The organism is Mesorhizobium sp. RCAM 05099 (assembly GCF_059683685.1).
In genome coordinates this window covers 723,263-748,972 of the sequence record NZ_CM185035.1, presented here as the reverse complement: position 1 = coordinate 748,972, position 25,710 = coordinate 723,263, and the positions used below count along the sequence as shown (strand labels likewise).

28 protein-coding genes and 1 pseudogene are annotated in these 25,710 nt (G+C 64.2%); 17 read left to right on the top strand and 12 right to left on the bottom strand.

The window, feature by feature from the left end; genetic code table 11:
* Positions 1-89 precede the first annotated feature (89 nt).
* From AC56QQ_RS03655 to AC56QQ_RS03615, 9 genes and pseudogenes are all read left to right on the top strand, one after another.
* Positions 90-1,144: pseudogene (locus AC56QQ_RS03655) on the top strand (MBL fold metallo-hydrolase).
* Between the two features lie 71 nt (positions 1,145-1,215).
* Positions 1,216-1,782, top strand: coding sequence for a hypothetical protein (locus AC56QQ_RS03650; protein WP_091576006.1), 567 nt, complete (start codon positions 1,216-1,218; stop codon positions 1,780-1,782).
* A gap of 98 nt (positions 1,783-1,880) precedes the next feature.
* A complete protein-coding gene (locus tag AC56QQ_RS03645) occupies positions 1,881-2,042 on the top strand; it encodes a DUF1328 family protein (protein WP_091576005.1) in 162 nt (53 codons plus the stop codon).
* A 72-nt stretch (positions 2,043-2,114) separates the two neighbouring features.
* Complete coding sequence (gene dapF / locus AC56QQ_RS03640) at positions 2,115-2,999, top strand: diaminopimelate epimerase (protein WP_497125591.1); 885 nt, start codon at positions 2,115-2,117, stop codon at positions 2,997-2,999.
* Positions 2,999-4,327, top strand: a complete 1,329-nt coding sequence (gene mtaB / locus AC56QQ_RS03635; RefSeq protein WP_497125590.1) for a tRNA (N(6)-L-threonylcarbamoyladenosine(37)-C(2))-methylthiotransferase MtaB — start codon at positions 2,999-3,001, stop codon at positions 4,325-4,327. The genes dapF and mtaB overlap by 1 nt, the downstream gene beginning before the upstream one ends.
* Positions 4,328-4,339: 12 nt before the next feature.
* Positions 4,340-6,232 carry a signal recognition particle-docking protein FtsY gene (gene ftsY, locus AC56QQ_RS03630; RefSeq protein WP_497125589.1) on the top strand — a complete coding sequence of 631 codons (1,893 nt, stop codon included), beginning with the start codon at positions 4,340-4,342 and terminating at the stop codon, positions 6,230-6,232.
* 3 nt (positions 6,233-6,235) lie between these two features.
* Positions 6,236-6,901 carry a septation protein A gene (locus tag AC56QQ_RS03625; RefSeq protein WP_489858504.1) on the top strand — a complete coding sequence of 222 codons (666 nt, stop codon included), beginning with the start codon at positions 6,236-6,238 and terminating at the stop codon, positions 6,899-6,901.
* A 10-nt stretch (positions 6,902-6,911) separates the two neighbouring features.
* The gene (locus AC56QQ_RS03620) at positions 6,912-7,532 is read left to right on the top strand and encodes a pyridoxamine 5'-phosphate oxidase family protein (protein WP_497125588.1); all 621 of its coding nucleotides are present in this window, start codon (positions 6,912-6,914) and stop codon (positions 7,530-7,532) included.
* 33 nt (positions 7,533-7,565) lie between these two features.
* The gene (locus AC56QQ_RS03615; protein WP_497125587.1) at positions 7,566-8,099 is read left to right on the top strand and encodes an NADPH-dependent FMN reductase; all 534 of its coding nucleotides are present in this window, start codon (positions 7,566-7,568) and stop codon (positions 8,097-8,099) included.
* 28 nt (positions 8,100-8,127) lie between these two features.
* Here AC56QQ_RS03615 and AC56QQ_RS03610 read toward each other — a convergent pair whose 3' ends face one another.
* Complete coding sequence (locus AC56QQ_RS03610) at positions 8,128-8,337, bottom strand: tautomerase family protein (protein ID WP_091575998.1); 210 nt, start codon at positions 8,335-8,337, stop codon at positions 8,128-8,130.
* 33 nt (positions 8,338-8,370) lie between these two features.
* Positions 8,371-9,288, bottom strand: a complete 918-nt coding sequence (locus AC56QQ_RS03605; protein WP_497125586.1) for an SMP-30/gluconolactonase/LRE family protein — start codon at positions 9,286-9,288, stop codon at positions 8,371-8,373.
* 303 nt (positions 9,289-9,591) lie between these two features.
* Here AC56QQ_RS03605 and AC56QQ_RS03600 point away from each other — a divergent pair, with 303 nt between their 5' ends.
* Positions 9,592-9,759 carry a hypothetical protein gene (locus AC56QQ_RS03600; protein WP_091575996.1) on the top strand — a complete coding sequence of 56 codons (168 nt, stop codon included), beginning with the start codon at positions 9,592-9,594 and terminating at the stop codon, positions 9,757-9,759.
* Between the two features lie 145 nt (positions 9,760-9,904).
* Here AC56QQ_RS03600 and AC56QQ_RS03595 read toward each other — a convergent pair whose 3' ends face one another.
* From AC56QQ_RS03595 to ccmA, 4 genes are all read right to left on the bottom strand, one after another.
* Positions 9,905-10,483 (bottom strand): DsbE family thiol:disulfide interchange protein, encoded by a 579-nt coding sequence (locus tag AC56QQ_RS03595; protein WP_497125585.1) that lies wholly within the window; start codon positions 10,481-10,483, stop codon positions 9,905-9,907.
* Positions 10,480-10,647, bottom strand: a complete 168-nt coding sequence (gene ccmD / locus AC56QQ_RS03590) for a heme exporter protein CcmD (RefSeq protein WP_269904647.1) — start codon at positions 10,645-10,647, stop codon at positions 10,480-10,482. Before ccmD ends, AC56QQ_RS03595 begins: the two co-directional genes overlap by 4 nt.
* 179 nt (positions 10,648-10,826) lie before the next feature.
* On the bottom strand, positions 10,827-11,492 hold the full coding sequence (gene ccmB, locus AC56QQ_RS03585) for a heme exporter protein CcmB (protein ID WP_091575993.1): 666 nt from the start codon (positions 11,490-11,492) through the stop codon (positions 10,827-10,829).
* Position 11,493: 1 nt separating this feature from the next.
* Entirely contained in the window at positions 11,494-12,096 is a 603-nt protein-coding gene (gene ccmA, locus AC56QQ_RS03580; RefSeq protein ID WP_497125583.1) for a heme ABC exporter ATP-binding protein CcmA, read from the bottom strand.
* A 285-nt stretch (positions 12,097-12,381) separates the two neighbouring features.
* Between ccmA and acnA the strand changes: the two genes are divergently transcribed.
* The gene (acnA, locus tag AC56QQ_RS03575) at positions 12,382-15,072 is read left to right on the top strand and encodes an aconitate hydratase AcnA (protein ID WP_497125582.1); all 2,691 of its coding nucleotides are present in this window, start codon (positions 12,382-12,384) and stop codon (positions 15,070-15,072) included.
* Between the two features lie 124 nt (positions 15,073-15,196).
* Here acnA and AC56QQ_RS03570 read toward each other — a convergent pair whose 3' ends face one another.
* Positions 15,197-15,874, bottom strand: coding sequence for a ceramidase domain-containing protein (locus tag AC56QQ_RS03570; protein ID WP_497125581.1), 678 nt, complete (start codon positions 15,872-15,874; stop codon positions 15,197-15,199).
* Between the two features lie 175 nt (positions 15,875-16,049).
* Between AC56QQ_RS03570 and AC56QQ_RS03565 the strand changes: the two genes are divergently transcribed.
* Positions 16,050-16,835, top strand: a complete 786-nt coding sequence (locus AC56QQ_RS03565) for a DUF1223 domain-containing protein (protein ID WP_497125580.1) — start codon at positions 16,050-16,052, stop codon at positions 16,833-16,835.
* Between the two features lie 652 nt (positions 16,836-17,487).
* Positions 17,488-17,874 (top strand): DUF2794 domain-containing protein, encoded by a 387-nt coding sequence (locus AC56QQ_RS03560; protein ID WP_091576226.1) that lies wholly within the window; start codon positions 17,488-17,490, stop codon positions 17,872-17,874.
* 52 nt (positions 17,875-17,926) lie between these two features.
* Here the strand turns inward: AC56QQ_RS03560 and AC56QQ_RS03555 are convergent, their stop codons facing one another.
* The 4 genes from AC56QQ_RS03555 to AC56QQ_RS03540 form a co-directional block, all read right to left on the bottom strand.
* Positions 17,927-18,505 (bottom strand): GNAT family N-acetyltransferase, encoded by a 579-nt coding sequence (locus AC56QQ_RS03555; protein ID WP_497125579.1) that lies wholly within the window; start codon positions 18,503-18,505, stop codon positions 17,927-17,929.
* A 117-nt stretch (positions 18,506-18,622) separates the two neighbouring features.
* Positions 18,623-19,402: a Bax inhibitor-1/YccA family protein gene (locus AC56QQ_RS03550; RefSeq protein WP_091575987.1), complete on the bottom strand. Its 780-nt coding sequence runs from the start codon at positions 19,400-19,402 to the stop codon at positions 18,623-18,625.
* A 238-nt stretch (positions 19,403-19,640) separates the two neighbouring features.
* A complete protein-coding gene (locus AC56QQ_RS03545; RefSeq protein ID WP_497125578.1) occupies positions 19,641-22,190 on the bottom strand; it encodes an ABC transporter permease in 2,550 nt (849 codons plus the stop codon).
* Positions 22,190-22,885, bottom strand: coding sequence for an ABC transporter ATP-binding protein (locus AC56QQ_RS03540; protein ID WP_497125577.1), 696 nt, complete (start codon positions 22,883-22,885; stop codon positions 22,190-22,192). Before AC56QQ_RS03540 ends, AC56QQ_RS03545 begins: the two co-directional genes overlap by 1 nt.
* Before the next feature lie 88 nt (positions 22,886-22,973).
* Between AC56QQ_RS03540 and AC56QQ_RS03535 the strand changes: the two genes are divergently transcribed.
* Both AC56QQ_RS03535 and thpR read left to right on the top strand, forming a co-directional pair.
* The gene (locus tag AC56QQ_RS03535; protein ID WP_489858516.1) at positions 22,974-23,618 is read left to right on the top strand and encodes an arylesterase; all 645 of its coding nucleotides are present in this window, start codon (positions 22,974-22,976) and stop codon (positions 23,616-23,618) included.
* A gap of 128 nt (positions 23,619-23,746) precedes the next feature.
* The gene (thpR, locus tag AC56QQ_RS03530; protein ID WP_497125576.1) at positions 23,747-24,343 is read left to right on the top strand and encodes an RNA 2',3'-cyclic phosphodiesterase; all 597 of its coding nucleotides are present in this window, start codon (positions 23,747-23,749) and stop codon (positions 24,341-24,343) included.
* On the opposite strand, the gene AC56QQ_RS03525 is transcribed toward thpR, so the two are convergent.
* A complete protein-coding gene (locus AC56QQ_RS03525) occupies positions 24,247-24,765 on the bottom strand; it encodes a low molecular weight protein-tyrosine-phosphatase (protein ID WP_497125575.1) in 519 nt (172 codons plus the stop codon). The two genes, thpR and AC56QQ_RS03525, sit on opposite strands and share 97 nt — an antisense overlap.
* A gap of 57 nt (positions 24,766-24,822) precedes the next feature.
* Between AC56QQ_RS03525 and AC56QQ_RS03520 the strand changes: the two genes are divergently transcribed.
* Both AC56QQ_RS03520 and AC56QQ_RS03515 read left to right on the top strand, forming a co-directional pair.
* Entirely contained in the window at positions 24,823-25,119 is a 297-nt protein-coding gene (locus AC56QQ_RS03520; protein ID WP_091575981.1) for a 4a-hydroxytetrahydrobiopterin dehydratase, read from the top strand.
* A gap of 133 nt (positions 25,120-25,252) precedes the next feature.
* Positions 25,253-25,615, top strand: coding sequence for a YkvA family protein (locus AC56QQ_RS03515; protein WP_489858518.1), 363 nt, complete (start codon positions 25,253-25,255; stop codon positions 25,613-25,615).
* The last annotated feature ends 95 nt before the right edge of the window (positions 25,616-25,710 follow it).

Here is a 25,710-nt window from a genome sequence, read left to right as displayed (position 1 = left end):
CTCCGCGATCCCTGGCGATCCTAATCGAGCCGGCCTCCCGGCCCTTGGCATTCGGGAGCCAAATGCTTGCGCCAGCCGACGCAGGGCCTATGTCTAGCAGACGCAAACCCGCCGGAGCCGCAACATTGGCCGCGAAAAAGACAGCCGCCAATCGCTACTACAGCGGCCCGCCAAGCGATCATTTCGACGGCACCTTGTTCTTCAACCCCGACGGCCGGCCGCCGGGCGCTTCGCCGACCTGCTGAAATGGCAGTTGAGCGGCGGGCGCTCGAAATGGCCGGCGGCCGATCCGAGTACGTTTCAGCAGGCAGATCCCGTGGAAAGGGTCGAAGGCTCCGCTCTGAGGGTGACGATGGTCGGCCATTCCTCGCTGCTCATCCAGACCGCCGGCCTGAACATCCTCACCGATCCGGTCTGGTCGCAACGTACGTCGCCGTTTTCCTTTCTTGGACCAAGACGCGTCAGTCCGCCGGGCATCGCCTTCGTCCGCCTGCCGCCGATCGACCTCGTGCTGGTCAGCCATAATCATTACGATCATCTCGACCTCGCGACGCTGAAGCGGCTCAAGGCAAAGCACGACCCGCTGGTACTCACGCCCCTCGGCAACGACGTCCTCATCGACGGCGCCGTGCCCGGCATGCGGCTGTCGGCGCATGACTGGGGCGACAGGGTCGACACCCATGATGGCGTCGCCATCCATGTCGAGCCGGTGCATCACTGGTCGGCGCGCGGCACCCGCGACCGGTGCATGGCGCTGTGGGCCGGTTTCGGCATCGAGACACCGGGCGGCAATATCTACTTCGCTGGCGACACCGGCTTCCACGATGGCGCCAACTACCGGCTGATGGCTGAGAAACATGACGGCTTCCGCTTCGCCATCCTGCCGATCGGCGCCTACGAGCCACGCTGGTTCATGGCGCCGCAGCACCAGAACCCGGAGGAAGCCGTGCAAGGCATGAAGCTGTGCAACGCCGCCTATGCCGCCGGCTGCCACTGGGGCACCTTCCAGCTCACGGACGAACCGATCGACGAGCCGGTCCGAAAGCTGGCTCAGGCGCTTGACGACCAAGGCATCCCGCAGGAGCGCTTTCGCGCCTTGCAGCCGGGAGAAGTCTGGGACGTACCCGAGATAAAGCATGGCTGAAGTCTGCATTGGCCATTTACGGCACGACCTTTTTCGCCGATGGTCCGCCCGGGCAGGCAAAGGGAGTTCGCATGAAATCGATCATGGCAGTTCTGATGGCGCTGGCGATCTCGACGCCGACCGCTTTCGCGGGTGAAATCAGCGACCGCGCCGTGGAAGCGGAAAAGGCGCTGCAGGCGGGTGACGGCGCCGGCGCGCTGGAAAAATTCCGCAGCGCCGAGGAAGCGCTATGGCAAGCCATGCCGCTTGGCGTGCAGAACGTCAAACAGGTCGACACAGCCGGCGGCTTTGGCATCTATAGCGAGCGTGCCAATCACATCTACAAGCCTGGCGAGAAGGTCGTGCTCTATATGGAACCGGTTGGATATGGCTATGGCTCGGATGGCCTTGGCAACAGCCAGATCGCGCTTGCCGTCGACCTCACCGTGCTTTCAGAATCGGGCGAGCCTCTGGGCACCTTCGAGAAGATTGGCAGCGTTCAGGTCGCTTCTCGCTCGCATAACCGCGAACTGTTCTTCAAACTCGATCTTTCCCTCGATGGCCTGCCGCCCGGCAAATACCGGTGCGACTTCCTCATGCATGACCAGAATTCCAACAAGACGGCGCCCTTCACCACCGATATCGAGATCGCCGGCTAGTTTTGCTCCCGACATACGCCTCGCAGCCAGCGGGAACCCAAGCGCGACAGCCGCGTTTCCATGCGGTTTCAAAATCTGTCGGGTTACGAGGCATTCCCATGATCAAATGGATCATCATTCTCCTGATCGTCGCCGCGGCGGCGAGCCTGCTCGGCATGCCGGCACTGGCTGGCGCCGCCGCCACCGGCGCGCGCATCCTCATCGGCATCGTTCTCATCATCTTCCTGCTCGTGGTGCTTGGCATCTTCGCGGTGACGTAAAGCTGCTCCGCACTGGTAATTCCTGCCCGTTTCCGCCATATAGCGCCAAACGGACACGGAATTTTCGGAGCAATGGCAAGCACGGCCCCCTTCGCCAAGATGAACGGCATCGGCAACGAGATCATCGTTGCCGATATGCGTGGCCGTGCCGATCGGGTGACGCCGGCTGCGGCCATCGCGCTCAACGCCGACGCCGCGACCAGGTTCGACCAGATCATGGCGATCCACGACGCCAGGACGCCGGGCACCGCCTTTTTCATCGACATCCTGAATTCCGACGGCTCCGGGGCGCAGGCCTGCGGCAACGGCATGCGCTGCGTGGTCCAGGCGCTGGCCGCCGAGACCGGCCAGAAGACCTTCACCTTTGAGACCGTGGCCGGCATCCTCAATGCACGCGAACATGCCAACGGCTCGATCTCGGTCGACATGGGCACGCCACGTTTCGGCTGGCAGGACATCCCGCTGGCCGAGGAATTCCGCGACACCCGCATGATCGAGCTGCAGATCGGCCCGATCGACGCGCCGGTGCTGCATTCGCCCTCGGTCGTCTCGATGGGCAATCCGCACGCCATCTTCTGGGTCGACCGCGATGTCTGGTCCTATGAACTCGACCGCTTCGGCCCGCTGCTCGAGAACCACCCGATGTTTCCCGAGCGCGCCAACATCACCATCGCACAGGTTACCTCACCGCAAACCATGGTCGTCCGCACCTGGGAGCGCGGAGCCGGCCTGACCAAGGCCTGCGGGTCGGCCGCCTGCGCATCGGTGGTTGCCGCGGCCCGTACCAAGCGGACCGGCCGGAGCGTCAGCCTGTTGACCCCCGGCGGTGGCACGCTGCATGTCGAATGGCGCGACGACGACCACGTCATCCTTACAGGTGCCGCCGAATGGGAATTTTCGGGCAGCTTCGATCCGTCGACCGGCATCTGGGCCCGCGACACCGAGAGCGCGGCCTGATGTCCGGTCTATCCAAGGGCCCGGTCTCCGAGGGCCCCATCTCCAAGGCGATTGACGTGGTGACCTTCGGCTGCCGGCTGAACACCTATGAATCCGAGGTGATGCGGCGCGAGGCTGAAACCGCCGGTCTCGGCGCGCTGGAAGGCGGCGCGGTGATCTTCAACACCTGCGCCGTCACCGGCGAGGCGGTGCGCCAGGCCGGGCAGGCGATCCGCAAGGCGCGCCGCGACAACCCGCGGGCGCGCATCATCGTCACCGGCTGCGCCGCGCAGACCGAGCCGCAGAGTTTCGCCGCCATGGACGAGGTCGATCTCGTCCTCGGCAATGAGGAGAAGCTGAAAGCGCATTCCTATCGCGCGCTGCCGGATTTCGGCGTCAACGACACCGAGAAGGCGCGCGTCAACGACATCTTTTCGGTGCGTGAGACCGCCAGCCACATGGTCGACGCCATCGAGGGCCGGGCCCGCGCCTTCGTCCAGGTGCAGAACGGCTGCGACCACCGCTGCACCTTCTGCATCATTCCCTATGGTCGCGGCAATTCGCGCTCGGTGCCGATGGGCGCCGTGGTCGAGCAGGTCAAGCGGCTCAGCACCAACGGCTATGCCGAGATCGTGCTGACCGGCGTCGACATGACCAGCTTCGGCGCCGACCTGCCGGGTGCGCCAAAACTCGGCAAGCTGGTGAAGACGATCCTCAAGCAGGTGCCGGACGTGAAGCGCCTGCGACTGTCGTCGATCGATTCGATCGAGGCCGATGACGATTTGCTCGACGCCATCGCCACCGAGCCGCGGCTGATGCCGCATCTGCATCTGTCGCTGCAGTCGGGCGACGACATGATCCTGAAGCGCATGAAGCGCCGGCATCTGCGCGATCAGTCGATCCGCTTCTGCGAGGATGTGCGCAAGCTGCGCCCGGGCATCGTCTTCGGCGCCGACATCATCGCCGGCTTTCCGACCGAGACCGACGACATGTTCGAGAACTCGGAAAAGATCGTCGAGGAATGCGGGCTGACCCACCTTCACGTCTTCCCGTTCAGCCCCCGCGAGGGTACGCCCGCCGCGCGCATGCCGCAGGTTCACCGCGAGGTGGTCAAGCAGCGCGCCGCCCGGTTGCGCACCGCCGGTGAAGCCGCGTATCGCAGCCATCTGTCGTCGCTGGCCGGAACGCGCCAGTCGATCCTGATCGAACGCGACGGCCTCGGCCGCACCGAAGGCTTCACGCTGGCGGCACTTGCCACCGGCTCGCCGGGCGAAATCGTCCAGGCTGACATCACCGGCCATGACGGCGCCCGGCTGATCGCGGCGCCGCTTGCCGCCCGCGCCGCCTGAGAAACGCAAAGCATGGCTGGTTTTTTCAAGAAGATATTTTCGTTCGGCAAGAAAGAGGTGGTCGAGGAGCGCATCGACGAGACCGCCCCGCTGCCGCCGATCAAATGGGAAGCGCTGGATGCGCTGAAGCCGGCGGCCGAGCAGGTCGTTCCGGAATTCCTGAAGCGCGACGAGCCGCGGCCCGAGGCGGAGGTCGTGCCGACACCGCCGGCCGAGCCGGAGGTACCGCCAGAGCCGGCCCCTGTCGAGGAGCCCGCGCCGGCGCCGAGCGTCCCGTCCGAGCCGGAAATTCAGCCAGAGCCCACACCGATCGAGGAACCGCAGGCACCTGAGCCGCCGGCCCCGGAAATACCGGCCGAAGAGCCGGCGCCACCGGAAAAGCCCGATGTGCCAGCCGTGCCGGAGCGCGTCCCCGAACCGGCGCCGCAAGAGATTCCAGCCCCGGTACCGGAACTGCCGGAGATCGTGCCGGAAGAACCGGAGCCTGGGCCTGTCGAAGTGCCGGCGCCGCCGGTCGAGACACGATCAGAAATCCCTTCACAGCTTGGCGCTACCCCTCATCCGGCTGCCGCCACCTTCTCCCCGCATAGAGACGGGGAAAAGGAAGCTGAACGCGACGCCGTGCCTGCCCCTGCAGACGTAGAAGAAGAAGTCGCAACGCTGACGCCCCCCTCTCCCCGCCTCTTGCGGGGATTGGGTAAGGGTGAGGGGCAGCGCGAGCCTGCGAAGGATTTGGCACCCCCTGCCGAGGCTACGCCAGCAACTGCCGTGCCTTCGGCCCCACCAGCAGAAATCCAGCCTGCCATTCGCCAGCCCGCGCCAGTCGAGACGCAGCCCGTCATCGCTGAGGTCGCACCCGAACCGCAGCCTGTCCTGCAACCGGCCCCACAACCCCTGCCGGAACCAAGGCCCGCTCCCGGCAAGGTGACCGTCACCAAGAAGGTCGAACAGAAGGCCGAACCGCGGAAGGCGCCGGAGCCGGCGCCGAGGCGCTCGTGGTTCCAGCGCATGAAGGACGGGCTCGCCCGCTCCTCGAAAGAACTGACCGGCAACATCGCCAGCGTCTTCACCAAGCGCAAGCTCGACGAAGAGACGCTGCAGGATCTGGAGGACGTGCTGATCCGCGCCGACCTCGGCATGGAAACCGCGCTGCGCGTCACCGATGCTCTGGCCTCCAGCCGCTATGGCAAGGACGTGTCCGACGCGGAAGTGCGCGCCATCATGGCGGCCGAGGTGGAAAAGGTGCTGACCCACGTCGCCATGCCGCTGGAGCTCGACCTCTCCCACAAGCCGCATGTCATTCTCGTGGTCGGCGTCAACGGCACCGGCAAGACCACCACCATTGGCAAGCTCGCCGCCAAGCTGACCGATGGCGGCCTGTCGGTGATGCTCGCCGCCGGCGATACCTTCCGCGCCGCCGCGATCGAGCAGTTGAAGATCTGGGGCGAGCGGACGAAATCGCCGGTGATCGCCTCCAAGATCGGCGCCGATGCCGCCGGGCTTGCCTACGACGCCTTCGAGAAGGCGAAGGAGGCCGGCTCCGACGTGCTGATCATCGACACCGCCGGGCGCCTGCAGAACAAGACCGAACTGATGGCCGAGCTCGAAAAGATCGTCCGTGTGCTCGGCAAGCTCGATCCGGAAGCGCCGCACACGGTGCTGCAGACGGTCGATGCCACCACTGGTCAGAACGCGCTCAACCAGGTCGAGATCTTCCGCAATATCGCCGGCGTCAACGGTCTGGTGATGACCAAGCTGGACGGGACGGCGCGCGGCGGTATTCTGGTGGCGATCGCGGCAAAGCACAAACTGCCGGTCTATTTCATCGGCGTCGGCGAACAGGTCGACGACCTCGAACCTTTTTCGGCAAGCGAATTCGCCAGGGCGATCGCTGGAGTGGCTTAACCCATGAACCCACCTATCCTCGAAAGCGATCTTTCCGATCCTCGTCGCAAAACGCTGAACCCCGCCCTGAAATTCGCTCTCGAACTCGGGCCGGGCCTGGTGTTCTTTTTCACGACCATTCGCGGTGAGTGGCTCGCCCAGAAATTTCCCATCCTGACGCATCTGGGCGAACCGCTGCTGATCGCCACCGCCTTCTTCATGGTGGCCACCGCGCTGTCGCTTGCTGTTTCGTGGCTGGTGATGCGCAGCTTGCCGATCATGCCGCTGGTATCGGGCATCATCGTTTTCGGGTTTGGCGCCTTGGCGCTGTGGCTGCAGGACAAGACCTTTGCCTACATGAAGCCGACGATCATCAATTCCCTGTTCGGCCTGACGCTGCTCGGCGGACTCGCATTCGGCAGATCGCTGCTCGGTTATGTCTTTGATTCGGCTTTCAGCCTCGACGCCGAAGGCTGGCGCAAGCTCACCTTCCGCTGGGGACTGTTCTTTCTTTTCCTGGCTGCGCTGAACGAAGTGATGTGGCGGAATTTTTCGGAGGAAACCTGGCTTTATTTCAAGGTCTGGGGCACGATTCCCATCACTCTTGTCTTCACTTTCAGCCAGATGCCGCTGATCCTGCGCCATTCGCTCGAGGAAAAGGCGGCAAAAGAAGAGAAGGCCGGCAAATAGGGAGGGGGCCATGGAATTCGTCACCACGCGCGACGAGCTGAGGACGATCTACAAGACGCCACGCCCGACCGACGGCTCGATCCGCAAGGAATTGAAGGCGCTCGACGGCCATTGCCGTTCCTTCATCGGCAAGAGCCCGTTCGTGCTGATCGGCTCGTCCGACGGCGCCGGCAATGCCGATGTGACGCCGAAGGGCGACAGGCCGGGCTTCGCCGCCGTGCTCGACGACCAGACCATCGCCATCCCCGACCGGCCCGGCAACAACCGGCTCGACACGCTGGAGAACATCCTCCTCAACCCGTCGGTCGGGCTGCTCTTCCTCATCCCCGGCATGAACGAGACGCTGCGCGTCAACGGCGACGCCCGCATCACCATCGATGCGGGTTTGCGCGAGCGCCTGGCCGTCGACGGCAAGGAACCGCAAAGCGTCGTCGTGGTCACCGTCAAGGCCGCCTACATGCATTGCGCCAAGGCCTTCATGCGCTCCGACCTGTGGAAGCCGGAGACCTGGCATGACCGCTCGACGCTGCCGACACTCGGCCAGATCCTGCGCGACCAGCTGGCGTTGGCCGAATCGGTCGAGGCGACCGACCGCTGGCTGGACGAAAGTTACAGACAGACGATGTGGTAATCTTCGCGGACACGATTCGTCCGAGTTTTACCCTTGCTGAACCTCCTTGCCATCTCCGGCAGCCTGCGGGCGGCCTCCACCAATTCGGCCCTGCTCGCCGCACTGGCGCGGAATGCACCGCCCGGCTGTCGCGTCACCCTCTATGACGGGCTTGGCCGTCTGCCGATCTTCAATCCCGACGAGGAAGGCGAGCGGACGCCGCAAGAAGCCGCCGCGCTGATCGATGCCGTCACCCATGCCGATGGCGTCATCGTCTCCTGTCCGGAATATGCCCATGGCGTTCCGGGCGGCCTGAAGAACGGGCTCGACTGGCTGGTGTCGCGCGACGCCGCCGTCGACAAGCCGGCCATGCTGGTGCACGCCTCGCCGCGCTCGCTGTTTGCCCGCGCCGCCTTGGCGGAGATCATGCGCACCATGTCGTTTGCGCTTTATGACGGCGGATCGCTCGAGATTGCGCTGCTGGGCAAGAAGCCGCTGGAGGTGGAGAGCATCTTGGCAGAACCGGCAAATGTGCTGGCGATGCGCAATGCGCTTTCAGCCTTCGCCGATTTCATCGCCAGCCGCTGAGCACATCCTTCGCCACCAAGCCTTCGAGCTACTTCTTGCTCCGCAGCGTCTCGACATCGGTCTTGCCGACATACCAGTCGCGCGCGTTGACCTCCTCGAAGACCACCCACACATCGTCGTTCCCCAGGCCGGTGGCCTCCATGATGGCCGCCGTGACCTTTTTGGCGATGTCCGCCTTCTTGCCGGCGGGGTCGGCCGCGATCACTTCCTTGACGAGGCGGATGTTGACGAATGGCATGATTTTCTCCCCTTCGATCCTGTTGACGGCAGCTCAGTACGTTTTGGCGCCGTTGACCATGAGCCGGACCATGTAGAGCGAAGTGGTGCCGGCGATGTAGAGACAGTTCAGCTTGTTGCCACCGAACACGCAATTGGCGGTGACCTCCGGTACCTTGACCTTGCCGATCAGCGTCCCGTCCGGATCGTAGCAGTGGATGCCGTCGGCCGCGCTGGTCCAGATGCGGCCGCCCTCATCGAGCCTGAAGCCATCGAACAGGCCGGCCGTGCAGTCGGCGAAGACTTTTCCGCCGGAAATCTTCCTGCCGCCCTTGCCGACATTGAACACGCGGATATGAGCAGGATCCTGCGCGCCATGCGTGCGGCCGGTATCGGCGACATAGAGCTTGCTCTCGTCGAGCGAGAAGGCGAGGCCGTTGGGCCTGACCATGTCGGTGATGACGGCTTCGACCTCACCCGTGCCGGGATCGACCCGGTAGACATGGCAGGCGCCGATCTCGCTCTCCGCCTTGTTGCCCTCATAGTCATTGTCGATGCCGTAGCTCGGATCGGTGAACCAGATCGATCCATCCGACTTGACCACCGCGTCGTTGGGCGAATTCAGCCGCTTGCCACGCCATTTCGCCGCAATGGTGGTGATCGAGCCGTCATGCTCGGTGCGGCTGACGCGCCGGCCCGAATGCTCGCAGGTGACCAGCCGGCCCTGCCGGTCGACGGTGTTGCCATTGGAATTGCCGGATGGCTGACGGAACACGCTGACATGGCCGTCGGTCTCGTCGAAGCGCAGCATGCGGTTGTTCGGGATATCAGACCAGACCACATAGCGGCCGGCGGCGAACCAGGCTGGCCCTTCCGCCCATTGGCAGCCGGTGAAGAGCTTGTGCACATGCGCATTCGTGCCGACCAGGCGCGCGAAACGCGGATCGAGAATTTCGTAATCTTCGGCGGCCATGGCTTCCCTCCCAGGTCATTCAACGCGGCACCGTCACCGATCAAGCCAGCCGGCGATCAATAAGGCAAGATCGATCATCAAATCGTCCGCAACCTCCTGCAGACGTGATGAGGCATGAGTGCCGCGTTAACCCCGGTTAAGGGCCCTTAACCCGGGTTAAGCGCGCTTAACCGGCTATGCGCTGAGTGCAATGGTGCATTGCAACATCTTCTTTTTGCAACGCACCAATCCTATGTCATGCTTCGTACTGATCAAGGGAGGAAGAACCGGCCGCCAGGAAGGCGGCACAGAAGGAACCTTGCTATGATCTTCAACGATCTCATGAACCGCGCTCGCAACAGCATTGCCAAGCGCAAGCACTACAACCGCCTCGTCGCCGAAATCGACAGTTTTTCCAGCCGCGATCTGGCCGACATGCGCGCCGACCGCTCGGAAATGCTCTACCAGGTCCACAAGCAGATCTACGGCTGACCTTAAGTCCGCGCCGCCCAGGCGTGTTGAGATTCAGGTCAGGCCGAGTCGAGAAGGGTGGGTTCCGAGAACCGGAGCGGAGCGTACTTTCGGGTACGTGAGCACCGGAAGCGCAGGAAGCCGCCGTCCGCAGACCAGCTGAATATCAATGCGCCGCCAGCGCCTTGTCGATCTGCGGCAACAGCAGCGTCCGCGCCGTCTCCGGCGTCAGCGGACCGACATGCTTGTAGGCGATCTTGCCGTCCTTGCCGATGACGAAGGTTTCCGGCACGCCGTAGACACCCCAGTCGATCGCCGTGCGTCCGGCCTCGTCGACACCGATCGCCTGGAACGGGTTGCCGAGATCGCCGAGGAAACGGCGGGCGTTTTCCGGCTGGTCCTTGTAGTTCAGCGCCGCCATGACGAAGCGCTTGTCCTGCGCCAGCGCCAGCAGCACCGGATGTTCCTCCCGGCACGGCGCGCACCATGACGCGAACACGTTGACCAGCGTGACCTTGCCGGCGAACAATTTCGAATCCAGGCCCGGCAGGTTGCTGCCCTCGAGCGCCGGCAGGTTTGTCTGTGGCGCCGGCTGGCCGATCAGCGCCGATGGCACCTCCGAAACATCGCGCCCCGACAAAAGCTGCGACAGGAACAATCCCGCCAGGCCGAGGAAAATCAGAAGCGGCAAAAGCACGAACAGGCGGCGGCGGGGCGGCGCGGGCGTTTCGGTTTCCATGCTCATGACTTGACGGCCTTGTCGGAGCGACGCCGGACGCCCGACGCTTCCAGTTCGGCGAGTTCGCGTTTGCGGGCCCGCTGGTCGATCAGGATCCAGCCGATCAGTCCGGCCAGCGCCACGGCGGTGATCGCGTAGGCCGCGGTGACGTAGAGTGCATGCGCGCTCATGCCTGCCGCCCCCTCGACGACATCCTTCTCTCCAACCGGATCCTTCCGTCTCGCTCGATCATGCCTTTCCTTAACGGCATGCCGGCGGCTTCGCAATCGGCCGCCGCGCCGCAGTCTGCGAACATATACGGTCGCCGCGCCGCGGCCTTTGATGTCACGCAAACCCTGGCCGACGTCACTCAATCCGTTCCGTGGCGCAGCGCCAGCGCCGCCGAAACCGGGCCCAGTACGGCAAGAAACAGGGTCAGCGCGGCAAGAATGAGGAAAGGCTGCAAAAACGGATCGGGATTGGCCGTCGCGCCGTAGCTCGCCGAAACGCCGAAGATCAGCACCGGGATGGTCAGCGGCAGCACCAGCACCGAGATCAGCAACCCGCCACGCGGCAGCGCCACCGCTACCGCCGCACCGGCCGCGCCGATAAAGGTGATCGCCGGCGTGCCGACCAGCAGTGTCAGCGCCGTGGCGCCGATGGCGAGTGGCTCCATGTTCATGAACAGGCCGAGCAAGGGAGCGGCAATGACCAGCGGCAGCACGCTGCCCGCCCAATGCGCCAGGCATTTCGTCAGCACGGTCAAAGCCAGCATGTGCCGGTCGTTGCCGAGCACCAGCAGATCGAGCGAGCCATCCTCGCGGTCGGCCTGGAACAGCCGGTCGAGCCCGAGAAGGCAAGACAATAGCGCGCCGATCCACAGGATCGCCGGGCCGATGCGGGCGAGCAGCCTCAGGTCCGGCCCAACCCCGAACGGGATGGTGGCAATGACGGCAAGGAAGAAGATCACGCCGGTCAACGCGCCGCCGCCGGCACGGATATTGAGGCGGATGTCGCGGAGGAAGAGCGCTAGCATGTCATCCTCCCATCCTCAATTCTTTCGCCCCATCCAACCCGAGCGGCAGATGCGTCGCCGCGACAATCATCCCGCCATCCCCGCAATGCCTCGTCATCAGCGCGGCGAAGCGCCCCTCCGAAGCCTTGTCCAGCCCTGCCGTCGGCTCGTCGAGCAGCCACAGCGGCCGATGGCTGACCAGCAATTTCGCGATCGCCGCGCGCCGCCTCTGCCCGGTCGAGAGATAGCCGAATGGCAGATGGCCGATGCTGCCCAGCCCGACCATGTCCAGCGCCGCTTCGACGCCAACATGGCCGCTGCCGTTGAAGTCGCGCCAGAAGCGCAGGTTTTCCGCCACGCTGAGTGCCGTCTTCATCGCGTTGTGGTGGCCAAGATAATGACTGGCCGAAGCGATCGACGGAAACGCCTCGCCACCACCTTCGATCCGCACGCTGCCTTCCGCCACCGGAAGCAGCCCGGCTATGACCCGCAGCAAGGTCGATTTTCCTGACCCGTTCGGCCCGGTGACGACCAGCGACTGACCGTCCTGCAGGGCAAAGCCGATGCCGGAAAACACCGTGTCGCCGCCGCGTTCGCCGCCTAGATTTTCGGCGATAAGCCGCATCCCTCACCCGTCCCCAAAACAATGTGTCGCGGCTGGTATCGCATCGCACAAAATAGCCTTTGGACTGTCTAGAACTATTCCAGAAAATTCTCTATATGCGGTGCATCCGTGCCAGCGGTCGGCACGGGAAGCGAATTAGCGCCGAACCAGCGCACGCGCCGCCTTGAACGGCTCGGGTTGCTTGGGAGCGGACAGCGGAAATGGCCGTACCCGCACCTTTGCGCGTGATTGCATGCCATCGGCGTCCGTTCCCTTTCAGGCTGAACAGACAAGGACGGATCGCACGTGTCAAAATCCCTCGATAGTTTCAATTGCCGCCGCACGCTGACCGCAAGCGGCACTGAGTATGTCTATTTCGACCTCATCGAGGCCGAGAAGAACGGCCTTACCGGCATCGCCCAGCTGCCCTATTCGATGAAGGTGCTGCTGGAGAACCTGCTGCGCAACGAGGACGGCCGCTCCGTCACCAAGGAGAGCATCCAGGCGGTCGCCGGCTGGCTGACCGACAAGGGCACCGCCGGCGTCGAGATCGCCTATCGCCCGGCCCGCGTGCTGATGCAGGATTTCACCGGCGTCCCGGCCGTGGTCGATCTCGCCGCCATGCGCGACGCCATGGCCTCGCTCGGCGGCGACCCGCAGAAGATCAACCCGCTGGTGCCGGTCGACCTCGTCATCGACCACTCCGTCATCGTCGATGAATTCGGCACGCCGATGGCCTTTGCCCGTAATGTCGAGCTCGAATACGAGCGCAACGAGGAGCGCTACAAGTTCCTGAAATGGGGCCAGCAGGCCTTCCGGAACTTCCGCGTCGTGCCGCCCGGCACCGGCATCTGCCACCAGGTCAACCTCGAATATCTCGGCCAGGTCGTCTGGACCAACACCGAGGATGGCGAAACCACCGCCTATCCCGACACCTGCGTCGGCACCGATTCGCACACCACGATGATCAACGGCCTTGGCGTGCTCGGCTGGGGTGTCGGCGGCATCGAGGCAGAGGCGGCCATGCTCGGCCAGCCCGTCTCCATGCTCTTGCCCGAGGTCATCGGCTTCCGCCTCACTGGCAAGCTCAAGGAAGGCGTCACCGCCACCGATCTCGTGCTCACCGTCACCCAGATGCTGCGCAAGAAGGGCGTCGTCGGCAAGTTCGTCGAGTTCTTTGGCCCAGGCCTCTCCAACATGACGCTGGCCGACCGCGCCACCATCGGCAACATGGCGCCGGAATATGGCGCCACCTGCGGCTTTTTCCCGGTCGACTCAGAAACCATCCGCTACCTCACAATGTCCGGCCGCAGCGAGGACCGCATCGCGTTGGTCGAGGCCTATGCCAAGGCGCAAGGCCTGTGGCGCGACACTGGCTCGGCCGATCCGGTGTTCACCGACCTGCTCGAGCTCGAGCTCGGCAGCGTCGTGCCGTCGATGGCCGGCCCCAAGCGCCCCGAGGGCCGCGTCGCGCTCGAAGGCATTCCGGAAGGCTTCGCCAAGGCGATGGAGACCGAGTACAAGAAGGCGGCGGAAATCTCCAAGCGCTATTCCGTCGAAGGCACGTCGTACGATCTCGGTCATGGCGATGTCGTCATCGCCGCCATCACCTCCTGCACCAACACCTCGAACCCGAGCGTGCTGATCGGCGCCGGCCTCCTGGCGCGCAACGCCAACCGGCTCGGCCTCAAACAGAAGCCGTGGGTGAAGACCTCACTGGCCCCCGGCAGCCAGGTGGTCGCCGAATATCTGGAGAAATCCGGCCTGCAGAAGGAGCTCGACCAGATCGGCTTCAACCTGGTCGGCTTCGGCTGCACCACCTGCATCGGCAATTCCGGCCCGCTGCCGGCGCCGATCTCGAAAACCATCAACGACAAGGGCTTGATTGCTGCCGCGGTCTTGTCCGGCAACCGCAATTTCGAAGGCCGCGTCTCGCCCGACGTGCAGGCCAACTACCTCGCCTCGCCGCCGCTGGTCGTCGCCCACGCGCTGGCTGGAACCGTCACCAAGGACCTCACCACCGAGCCGCTCGGCGAGGACAAGAACGGCAATCCGGTCTACCTCAAGGATATCTGGCCGAGCTCGGCCGAGATCCAGGAATTCATCGAGAAGAACGTCACCCGCGAGCTGTTCGCCCGTAAATACGCCGACGTCTTCAAGGGTGACGAGCACTGGCAGAAGGTCCAGGCCCCGGAAGGCCAGACCTATGCCTGGGACGACAATTCGACCTATGTGCAGAACCCGCCCTATTTCGCCGGCATGACTGCCGGGTTCGGCAAGATCGGCGACATCAAGGGCGCCCGCATCCTCGGCCTGTTCGGCGACAAGATCACCACCGACCATATCTCGCCGGCGGGCTCGATCAAGGCCGCCTCACCGGCCGGCAAGTACCTCACCGATCATGGCGTCGGCGTCGCCGACTTCAACCAGTACGGCACGCGGCGCGGCAATCACGAGGTGATGATGCGCGGCACTTTCGCCAACATCCGCATCCGCAACCACATGCTGGGCGAGAACGGCAGGGAAGGCGGCTACACCATCCACTACCCGTCGAAGGAAGAGGAATCGATCTACGACGCGGCGATGGAGTACAAGAAGGAAGGCGTGCCGCTGGTCATCTTCGCCGGCGTCGAATACGGCAATGGCTCGTCGCGCGACTGGGCGGCCAAGGGAACGAACCTTCTCGGTGTCCGCGCGGTCATCGCCCAGTCCTTCGAGCGCATCCATCGCTCGAACCTGGTCGGCATGGGCGTCATTCCCTTCGTCTTCGAGGACGGCACCTCGTGGGCCTCGCTCAACCTCAAGGGCGACGAGCTGGTCGAGATCGACGGACTGAGCACTATCAAGCCGCGCCAGACGATGACCGCCAGGATCACCTATGGCGACGGCACGGTGAAGAATGTGCCGATCATCTGCCGCATCGATACGCTGGACGAGCTCGACTACTTCAAGAACGGCGGCATCCTGCAATACGTCTTGCGCGACCTGGCGGCCTAACGGCAGGGATTAGGCAGTAGGGATTGGGCAGTAGGCAATAGGGAAGCAAGGAAGACACACCCTACTGCCTACTGCCTACTGCCTACTGCCTACTGCCTACTGCCTACTGCCTACTGCCTACTGCCTACTGCCTACTGCCTACCTTCGGCGCCCCAAACCGCGCCGCCGCCGCCAGAAGCACGCCGAGCATCAGCCCGTTGAGGATGTGCCAGAGGAAATGCGTGCCGAGCGGGAAGCTGGCGCAGACCAGCGGATCGATCATCCGGCAGATGACCGAGACGACGAAGATCGCCGACCCCGCCAGATTGTACCAGCCGGCGCGATTGCCGCCCGCCGCCACCAGGGTGCCGAAGAAGGCGAGCGCGAGGAACGGCGGCAGATAGCCGGTCGTGCCGTTCGACGCCTGGCGCAGCCAGTCCGGCACGGCCAGCGTCACCAGCCCGGCAACCGCGTAGAAGGCAACGAAGATGACAATGGCCTTGCCCCATCGCATACCGAGGAAGCGGCGCAGGTTGAACAGCGTGTAGGCCAGCGTGAAGCTGGCGATCGGCAGCACGTCGGCCCAGATGGTGCCCTTGGTGGCAAACGTATGGAATATCGTCGAGCCGATGCCGATCGCCACCACCCACCAGGCCAGCACCTCGGCAAAGGTGCCGGTGCCCAGCCTTCGCACCTCGCGTACGCCCCACAGGCCGGCGGCGATGAAAGCGAGATTTGTCAGCGCATTGACCGGCTCGGCCCAGAGTCCCGGTCCCGTTCTCTCGCAGTAGAGATCGACCGGCGCCAAAAGTGTTTGCCACATCGTGATTGCCGCCCGAATCGGTTTCGACCCTGAAGTGCAGGCCTTGGTCCTATTGCGCCGTTGCGGTCGGTTGCAATGGCAAAAATTTCACCGCAACGTGACTTCCTGTTGACTTCCGGTTCTGCCACATATTTCAGCAATCACAATAAAGCCGGCACCACCGGCGGGAATCGGAATGACCATGGCCTCGCGAAAATCATTGTGGCTGGCAGCCCTTGCGCTGGCCTTTTCGGCGTTTGCCGGCACCGGACAGGCTGGCGAGCTCGACAAGCCCCAGTCCGACAGGGGTTCGACCGACAAACCCCTGGGCGTGGTCGAGCTGTTCACCAGCCAGGGCTGCAATTCCTGCCCGCCGGCCGATGCGTTGTTTGCCGAACTTGCCGCCAAGGAAGATATCGTCGCGCTCGCCTATCACGTCGACTACTGGGATTATCTTGGCTGGCAGGACACGCTGAGCCGCAAGGAAAACACCGAGCGGCAATATGACTACATGCGCGCCTTCGGCAGCCGCTCCGTCTATACGCCGCAGGCCGTCATCAACGGCCGCGTCCATGTCAACGGCGCCAGCCGCGGCGAGGTCGACGGCGCGCTCGCCCGTCTGGCGAAGACCGGCGAAGGCATGCGGGTCGCCATCAAGGTCAGCCGAACCAGCGACCGCGTGATGATCGACGCCGGCGACGCCGGCGCGGGGCCCAGCGATGCCCATGTCGTCATCGTCTATTTCGATCCGCCGCAGACGATCAAGATCGGCCAGGGTGAGAACACCGGCCGCAAGATGACCTACTGGAACGCCGTTACGGGTATCCAGACCGCAGGCATGTGGCACGGCAAGGCGCAGCGCTACGAATTGCCGATGAGCGAGATTTCCAAGAAGGGCGGTTGCGCCGTGCTGCTGCAGTCGGTCGGCAAGGACGGCCTGCCCGGCCCCATTCTCGGCGCGGCCTTCATCCACAAGCCTTAGGCACCCTTCAGATCCTGATTGAGCGCCGCTATCTCGCCGATGGCGGGACGATCGTCATTTCGTCATCTTGAGGCAGAACAGGGACGACGCGACGACGCGGAGACTCATGCCGGGGCTCTCAACACAGATTGGCAAAAGCGGGGGATGAAGGCCAATCTCCCTCCTTGTGCGGGTGAAGTCCGGTAGGAAAGCGGCGCGAAGGATCGCCTGCGTTGGCGGATGGAGCAACGAAGCCGCGCCCCTGTCTAGGCACTTCAGCCTCCATCGACCAGGCATGAAAAAACCGACGCCAGCTTGCTTCTGACGTCGGTTATTTAGGTTTTGGGATCGTCGCACCCGGTTTTTCCGAGGAAAAACCGAGGTTGGTTCGATCCGACGCAGACCCGTGGGCGGGGGGCTTGGGGTTTACGAGCCGGTGCCGGACCGAACCGTCTCAGGCAACGCCGGTAAATTCGTCGGACATTGGGGCATGAGCGCGGATAAAAAAAGGCAGAAATGTGGCGAAGCATCACCAATTCCAACACGGCGTTTCATAAAAGTGACTGGACGTTGCGAAAACGGCGCAGCGCGGGGCTCGCTTCGCCGGGTCTTGCAATTCCTTCGCGAACGCGCCAACTTTGGTTGGCAAAGATTCATTTTGAAGGATCGAGGCATGACCGATGACGGCGGCGGGACGGGGGATGGCGACGCATCCGCAATATTGATCCCGCTGCACGAGGCAAGACGCGAGCGCCTCGATCAGCCGGTGCGGTTCGACCGGCGTGAACTGGACCAGATCCTCAGGATTTACGGGCGCATGGTTGCCGCCAATGAATGGCGGGACTACGCCATCGACCACCTTACCGACCGCGCCGTGTTTTCCGTCTTCCGCCGCACCAGCGAAGTGCCGCTATTCCAGATCGTCAAGGATCCGAAACTGGCCCGCAAGCAGGGCGCTTTTGCCGTCATCGCCGCCGGCGGCCGCATCCTCAAGCGCGGCCAGGAGCTTGGCCGCGTGCTGGGGGTGTTCGACGGCAAGCTGAAGCTGGTCGAGGCTTAAAGCAATTCCAGGAAAAGTGCACAGCGCTTTTCCGTCCGGAATTGCATAAAAATCAAGTAGTTAGTTTTTGCCGGTGGAATTTCCGCTCCGGCAGCGAATCCGGATCAGGCGATGTCGAGACCCCACCGTTCAACGACAGCTGCATGAAGACCGTGTCCAGCCAGCGGCCGTGCTTGTAGCCGGAGCCTTCAAGGCGGCCCGAATGGCGAAAGCCGAGCTTTTCGTGCAGCCGCACGGAAGCGCTGTCCGGCCGTCCATCGCCGATCACCGCGACGATCTGGCGAAAGCCCGCCGCGCGGCACGCCTCGATCAGCTGCCGCATCAGCAACAAGCCAACCCCCTGGCCCTTGGCCTCGGGCGCAACATAGACGGAATCCTCGACGATGAAGCGGTAGGCCGGGCGCGGCCGAAACGCCCCGGCATAGGCATAGCCAAGCACGGCGCCGTCCTTTTCCGCCACCAGGTAGGGAAAGCCGCCGGCCATCAGACCGTCGAAGCGGGCGCCCATCTCGGCGCGGCTGGGCGGCTCCAACTCGTAGCTGGCGGTGCCGTGCGTCACCGCATCGGCGTAGATTTCCGTGATTCGGTCGAGGTCGGCCGGTCCGGCGGCCCGAATGATGATGCTGCTCATAATTTATGCAAGTCGTTCATGTGCTTCCTATTAAGCAAAGGCCGGCACAAAGAAAAGGGCGGCCGTTGGGCCGCCCTTTCAAACTCGCTGGTCCAGTCAGACCATGATCCCGAAGCCTTAGCGGCGATCGCCCATGAACTGCAGCAGGAACATGAACAGGTTGATGAAGTCGAGATAGAGCCTCAGGGCACCCATAATCGCCTTGCGGCCGGCGACATCCGAAGCGTCGCCATCGAAATACATCTCCTTGATCTTCTGCGTGTCATAGGCGGTGAGGCCCGAGAAGATCAGCACGCCGATCGCCGAAACGGCGAAGGACAGGGCCGACGACTGCAGGAAGATGTTGATCACCATTGCGATGATCAAGCCGAACACGCCCATGATCAGGAACGAGCCCATCGCGGTCAGGTCGCGCTTGGTCGTGTAGCCGTAGAGCGACAGCGCGCCGAAGGCCGCCGCGGTGGCGAAGAAGGTCTGCGAAATGCTGGCCGTCGTGTAGACTAGGAAGATCGACGACAGCGACAGGCCGACGAGGCCGGCATAGACCCAGAACGTCGTCTGCGCGGCCGCAACACTCATCGACTGGACACGGAACGACAGGAACATCACCGCAGCCAGCGGGGCGAAGATCACCACCCAACGCAGCGGCGAGCCGAAGATCGCGTAGCCGAAGGAGGTCAGCATCTCGCCGCTCGGCAGCGTCGCGACGGCCGAGGCCGGATCGGTGGTGGTGGCCAGCATGATCGTGCCGATTGCGGCAAGGCCGGTGATGAGGAGGCCGAGCCCCATCAGATTGTAGACCTTGATCATGTAGGCGCGCAGGCCTTGATCGATATCAGCACCGACGCCGACGCCGGGCACGGCGCGCGTCTGGTAGTTGCGAATGGGATCAGCCATTGTAGTCCTCTATTGCTTCTGCCCCGTCCGGTGTCAGGTCCACCCGGACCCAGGCGCCGCTGGCAGGGCTCCAGCATGCCTGTGGCGAAATATGATGGTTATTCGCGTCAAGAACAAGACCGTAACGGGGTGTAATGCTTCGTGAGGCGCGCACGGCCCGGTTTTTCGGCCTTCGAAGGCGAAACATTACTCCGATTTAACCAAACGCCGGCCGCCGGCACATGGAACTCAGGGCGACTCAGAGGTTGCGCAGCACCGGCGCGGCCTTGTGGCCAAGCACCCGCCAGGTGCCGGCGAGACCGATGCCGACGGTGATCACCAGCGCAAAGACGATCGTCGCCACCGCCACCTCGGGCATGAAATGCGACGGCAATGTCATGATGCGCGCGACGACGAACCAGGCAGCGGCACTGCCGGCGGCCAGGGCGAAGATCGCGGTGGCGAGCCCGATCAGCATGTATTCGAGCGAGAAGGCGGCAATCAGCGTCGTGCGCGTCGCGCCCAGCGTCTTCAGCACCACCGCATCGTGGATGCGCGCCCGGTTGCCGGCGGCAAGCGCGCCGGCCAGCACCAGCACCGAAGCGATCAGCGCCACGCCGGCAGCGGCCCGGATCGCCGTGCCCAGCTGCCCGACTAGCCGGTTGACGACATCGAGCGCATCCTTGACCCGGACCGTCGTCACCGCCGGGAAGGCGCGGGTGACGGCATTGAGGATGCGGGCGTCGTCGGCCGTCGAGGCACTCTTTTCGGTCAGCGTCGCCATCCAGCCATGCGGGGCGCCGGCGAATGTGTTGGGCGAGAACACCATGACGAAATTGATGCCCATCGTCTCCCATTCGACCTGGCGAAAATTGGCGATCCTGGCCGTCACGTTGCGGCCGAGCACATTGACGGTGATGGTGTCGCCGAGCTTCAGCCCGATCTCCTTGCCTTCCACGGCCGAAAACGAGACCAGCGGCTCGCCGGCATAATTGTCCGGCCACCAGCTGCCCTCGGTCAGCGTCGCGTTTTCCGGCGGTTTCGCGTCATAGGTCAGGCCGCGATCGCCTTTCAGCACCCAAGCGCCTTCGGCCGGAACCTTGACCTTGTCGACGCCGACGCCGTTCAGCGCCATCACCCGGCCGCGCAGCATCGGCACCGTGGCCAGTGTTCCCCGTGGCGCCTCCTTGCCGATCAGCGTGGAGAAGGACGCGACATCGCTGCTCTGGATGTCGACGAAGAAGAAATTCGGCGCCCGCTCCGGCAGGCTGCCGGAAATCTGCCGCCGCAGATTGCCGTCGATGAGCGCCAGCGTCACCAGCAGCGTCAGCCCGAGCCCCAGCGACAGCACGACCGATGGGGTCAGCGCGCCGGGCCGGTGGATGTTGCCTACGGCGAGCCGCAGCGCCACGAAGCGTACACGCGGGCTCTTCCGTGCCGCCCATTGCACCAGCGCGCCGACGAGGCGAAGCACCAGGAAGGCGAAGATGGTGGCGCCGACGAAGATCGAGGCGATGCGGCGGTCGCCGGAAAACAGGATGGCCAGCGCCGCCAGCAACAGCGCTATGCCGACGGCTGAGGCAATATAGACAGGGCGCGGAAAGCCCCGTCCTTCCAGCCCCATCTCGCGAAACAGCGCGGTGGCCGGCACGTCGCGGGCGCGGCCGAGCGGCAGAAGCGCGAAGGCCAGCGTCACCAGCAGGCCGAACAGCGCCGCCATGCCCAGCGCGCCGGGATAGAAGCCGCCTTCCGCCGGCACCGGAATGACGGATTTGAGCGCGGCACTGGCGGCGAATGGCATCAGCGCGCCCAGCACCAGGCCGAGCAGAATGCCGAGTGCGGCGATGATCAGGATCTGCACCAGATAGACGGCAAAGACGAAGCCGCCCGAAGCGCCCAGGCTCTTGAAGGTGGCAATGACGCCGCGCTTGCCGTCGAGATAGGCGCGCACCGCGTTGGCGACGCCGACGCCGCCGACCACCAGCGCCGTCAGCCCGACCAGCGTCAGGAATTGCGAAAAGCGTTCGATGTTGGACGACAATGCCGGGGCGGCATTGCTGCGCGTGCGGATCGACCAGCCGGCCTCGGGAAAGTCCTTGGCCGCCTGATCCTGGATGGTCTTGAGCCGCGCCTCGTCGGCGTCGGCCGGCAGCCGGATCTTGTAGGCATTTTCGACCAGGCTGCCCGGCTGGATCAGCCCGGTGGCCGCCAGCCCCTGGCTCGAGATCAACAGCCGCGGCGCGAAGCCGAACCCGTCGGACACGGCGTCCGGTTCGGTGACCAGCCCGGCGCGCAGCTCGAAGGTGGCGGTGCCGAGCTTCAGCCGGTCACCGAGCTTGAGATGCAGCCGTTCGAACAGCAGATCCGGTGCCGCGGCGCCGAAAACGCCGAACTCTTCGCCGAACAGTTCCTGCTTCGACAGCGCCGGATCGGTTTCCAGCGCGCCATAGAGCGGATAGGCGTCGTCAACCGCCTTGGCCTCGACCAGCGCCTGGTCGGATCCGTCGGCGAGGCGCGCCATAGAGCGCATGCTGGTGGTACGCGAGATCGCGCCCAGGCCGTTGAGGAAGCCGCGTTCGGCATCACTGGCGTCACGCTGGTTGATCTGGAAGCGAAGGTCGCCGCCAAGCAGCGTCTGGCCCTGATTGGCGACGCCGGCGGTGATGGCGCGCGCCACCGAATTGACGCCGCCGATCGCCGCGACGCCAAGCGCGATGCAGGCGAGGAAGATCAGGAAGCCGGACAGGCCGCCGCGCATCTCGCGCAACGAGAAGCGGATCGCAAGCTTCAACGTCTGCGCCAGCGGCATCAGGCGGTGACCTTGACGGGCGCCGGCGCCTCGATCCGGCCGGAGCGCATCGAAACCTGGCGCGAGCAGCGCGCCGCGAGCGCGGGGTGATGCGTCACCAGCACCAGCGTCATGCCACGCTCGGCCGCTTTGGCGAACAGGAGGTCGGCGACCTGCCGCCCCGTTGCCTGGTCGAGATTGCCGGTCGGCTCATCGGCGATCAGGATACGTGGCGACGGCGCCAGCGCCCGGGCGATCGCCACGCGCTGCTGTTCGCCGCCCGACAATTCGCCGGGATAATGCGTGACGCGGTCGCTCAGGCCGACGGCTGCCAGTTCGCGCGCCGCCACCGAGAACGGATCGGCATGGCCGGCCAGTTCCAGCGGCACCGCGACATTTTCGAGCGCCGTCATGTTGGGAATGAGGTGGAACGACTGGAACACGATGCCAATGTTTCGGCCACGAAACGAAGCAATCCGGTCCTCGCTTTTGCCGTTGAGCAGCTCGCCGGCGATTCGTACTGTACCCGAATCGACCCGTTCCAGCCCCGCAAGGACCATCAGCAAGGTCGACTTGCCGGAGCCGGATGGGCCGACAATGCCGGTCGCCTCGCCGCGCGCCACCTCAAGGCTGACGCCTTTCAGCACGTGGACAGACGATGCCCCTTCGCCAAGCGTCAGGGATACGTCTTTCAGCTCGATGACGGCTTCTGTCAAAATGAAAGCGTCCTATATGGGAGAATGAAGGCTCTGCTTGTCGCAGACCGTCGCCGCAAGAATTCCTTGGTCATATGGGGCCTGCCGCATGTCTTTCAAACGCAGTATTGCCGCAGGCTTGATCGTTTTCCTCGCCATTTGCGGCGCCATTTCGTCGGCGCGTGCCGAGCCGTTCAAGATCGTCGGTTTCGGTGACAGCCTGATGGCGGGCTTTGGCCTCGGACCGGACGAGGGCTTTACCGACAAACTGCAGGCAGCACTTCGCGCCAAGGGCCATGACGTGACCGTCGCCAATGCCGGCGTCTCCGGCGACACGTCGAGCGGTGGCCTGGCGCGGCTCGACTGGTCGGTGCCGGACGGCACCCAGCTGGTCATCCTCGAACTCGGCGCCAACGACATGCTGCGCGGTGTTCCGCCCGACATCACCAAGAAGAACCTGGACGAGATGCTGGGCAAGCTGAAGGAGCGCAAGATTGCCGTGCTTCTGGCCGGCATGCGCGCCGCGCCCAATCTCGGTGCCGACTATCAGAACGCCTTCGACGCCATCTTTCCGCACCTTGCCGGGAAATACGATGTTTCGCTCTACCCGTTCTTTCTCGACGGCGTCGCCGACCAGCCTGGCCTGCAGCTCGAGGACGGCATGCATCCCAACGCCCGGGGTGTCGACCGAATGGTCGAACGCATCCTGCCGACCGTCGAGAAGGCCATCGCGGCAGTGCCGGGAGGTTGGTGAGGCCGACCGAGCCTGTTTCCGTTGGGGAAACTTTTTGACAAGGACTGTGACCAACAAACCTCTTGCTCCGTTTGACTATCGATGATTCGCTACGGGTGACAGTTCGATTCGAGGAAGGGAGGCTCTTCATGCCGCGTCTTTTCACCGCCCTCGAAATACCGCGTGACGCCGCTCTTTCGCTGTCCCTGCTGCGGGGCGGCCTGCCAGGCGCCCGCTGGATCGACGTCGAAAACTACCATCTGACGCTGCGCTTCATCGGCGATGTCCCAGGCCATGTCGCCGACGAGATCGCCAACGCGCTCGACCGCGTTCATCGCCCCTCCTTCCCGCTGACGCTGTCCGGTGTCGGCGCTTTCGGCCAGAAGAAACCGCACGCGGTGTGGGCCGGAATTTCGGCTTCGCCCGATCTTGCGTCACTTCAGGGCGAAATCGAGCGCATCTGCCAGCGGCTCGGCATCCCCGCCGACCCGCGTAAGTTCATGCCGCATGTGACCCTCGCCCGGCTGCGCAATTCGACCCCGCTGGACGTCGCCCAGTACCTGTCGGCGCGCGGCAATTTCTCGACGCTGCCGTTCCGCGTCGGTCGCTTCGTCTTGATGTCGTCGCGCGATTCGGTCGGCGGCGGGCCCTATATCGTCGAGGAAGCCTGGCCGCTGTCGGGCAGTGACGCCCGCGCCTCCAGCCGTATAGCCAGCGCCTCCGACGCGTCGCGGATCATGCGGTAGACGGACGCGAACGCTTCCGCGTCGTCATAGTAGGGATCCGGCACGTCGCGCGCCGTTCCCTCGGCGAATTCCAGGAACAGATGGATGCGGTCGTGCATGGCTGCCGGCGCCAGCGCCTTCAGGTCGCGGACATTCGACCTGTCCATGCCGAAAATCAGGTCGAAGCGATGAAAATCCTCTGATGTGACCCTGCGCGCCCGCTGCCCGGAAATGTCGATGCCGTGCCGCGCCGCGACCGCGATCGAGCGTGGATCGGGGGCAGAGCCGACCTCCCAGCCGCTGGTGGCGGCTGAATCGAGCAGCATGTCCCGGCTCCATCCGCGCTCCGCCCAGACGGCGCGAAACACGCCTTCGGCCAGCGGCGACCGGCAGATGTTGCCGAGGCAGACAAACAGAATGGATTTTATGGGCTTCGCGCGCATCGATCCGGCGTTATGGTGTCGACTTCAGAGACTGTCGAAATAGCACGGGAACCTGACATGGCGAGAGAGAAACTGGGTAGGGAAGCCGCTGAAGCAGCGCTGACCGGGCTCGACGGCTGGGCACTGGCAAAGGACGCCGGCTCCATCAGCCGCACCTTCACCTTCAAGAACTTCTCCGAGGCCTTTGCCTTCATGACGCGTGTCGCGCTTGCCGCGGAAAAGATGGACCATCATCCGGAGTGGTCGAACGTCTACAAGACGGTCGACGTCACGCTCAACACCCATGATGTCGGCGGCCTGAGCGTGCTCGACATCGAGATGGCGAAGAAGATGAACCGCTATTTCGGCGGCTGAGTGCCTTCCGTGCATACCTGCGATTGAATGGCGGACCCAAATCGACGCCGGCACTTGCAGCAGGGTCCGGGTTTCACCACATCTTCCCCCGCGGGCATGCGCCAGATGCGCATGGCCCCGCGAGGAGAGGTTGATGGCGCGAGACTCCGGTTTTGATTTCTTCGGCTTTGCCGACAAGCTTGGCAACGAGAGCGAGGTGCGCGAGAAATTCTGGCGCACGGCGAAGAAGGCCGCGCGGCAGATTCCGTTCATGGAAGAGGTCGTCGCCGCCTATTACTGCGCCATGGACAAGAACACGCCGCTGCGCGCCAAGGGCATATTGCTGGCCGCGCTCGGCTATTTCGTCCTGCCGGTCGACGTCATCCCCGATTTCGTCCTCGGGCTCGGCTTCACCGACGACATCGCCGTGCTGACCGCCGCCATCACCGCCGTCAGCGCCCACATCACGCCGGCGCACCGGCAGGCCGCCAAGGAGGCCATCGCCGACAAGGGCTAAGCGCCTCCACGCCGGCCCGCGCCGGCTGGACATCAGCGTTCAGCGGCCGGGGAAAAAAGTCAAACTCTTGCCGCTTTCGTGGCCTCCAAGTCGCC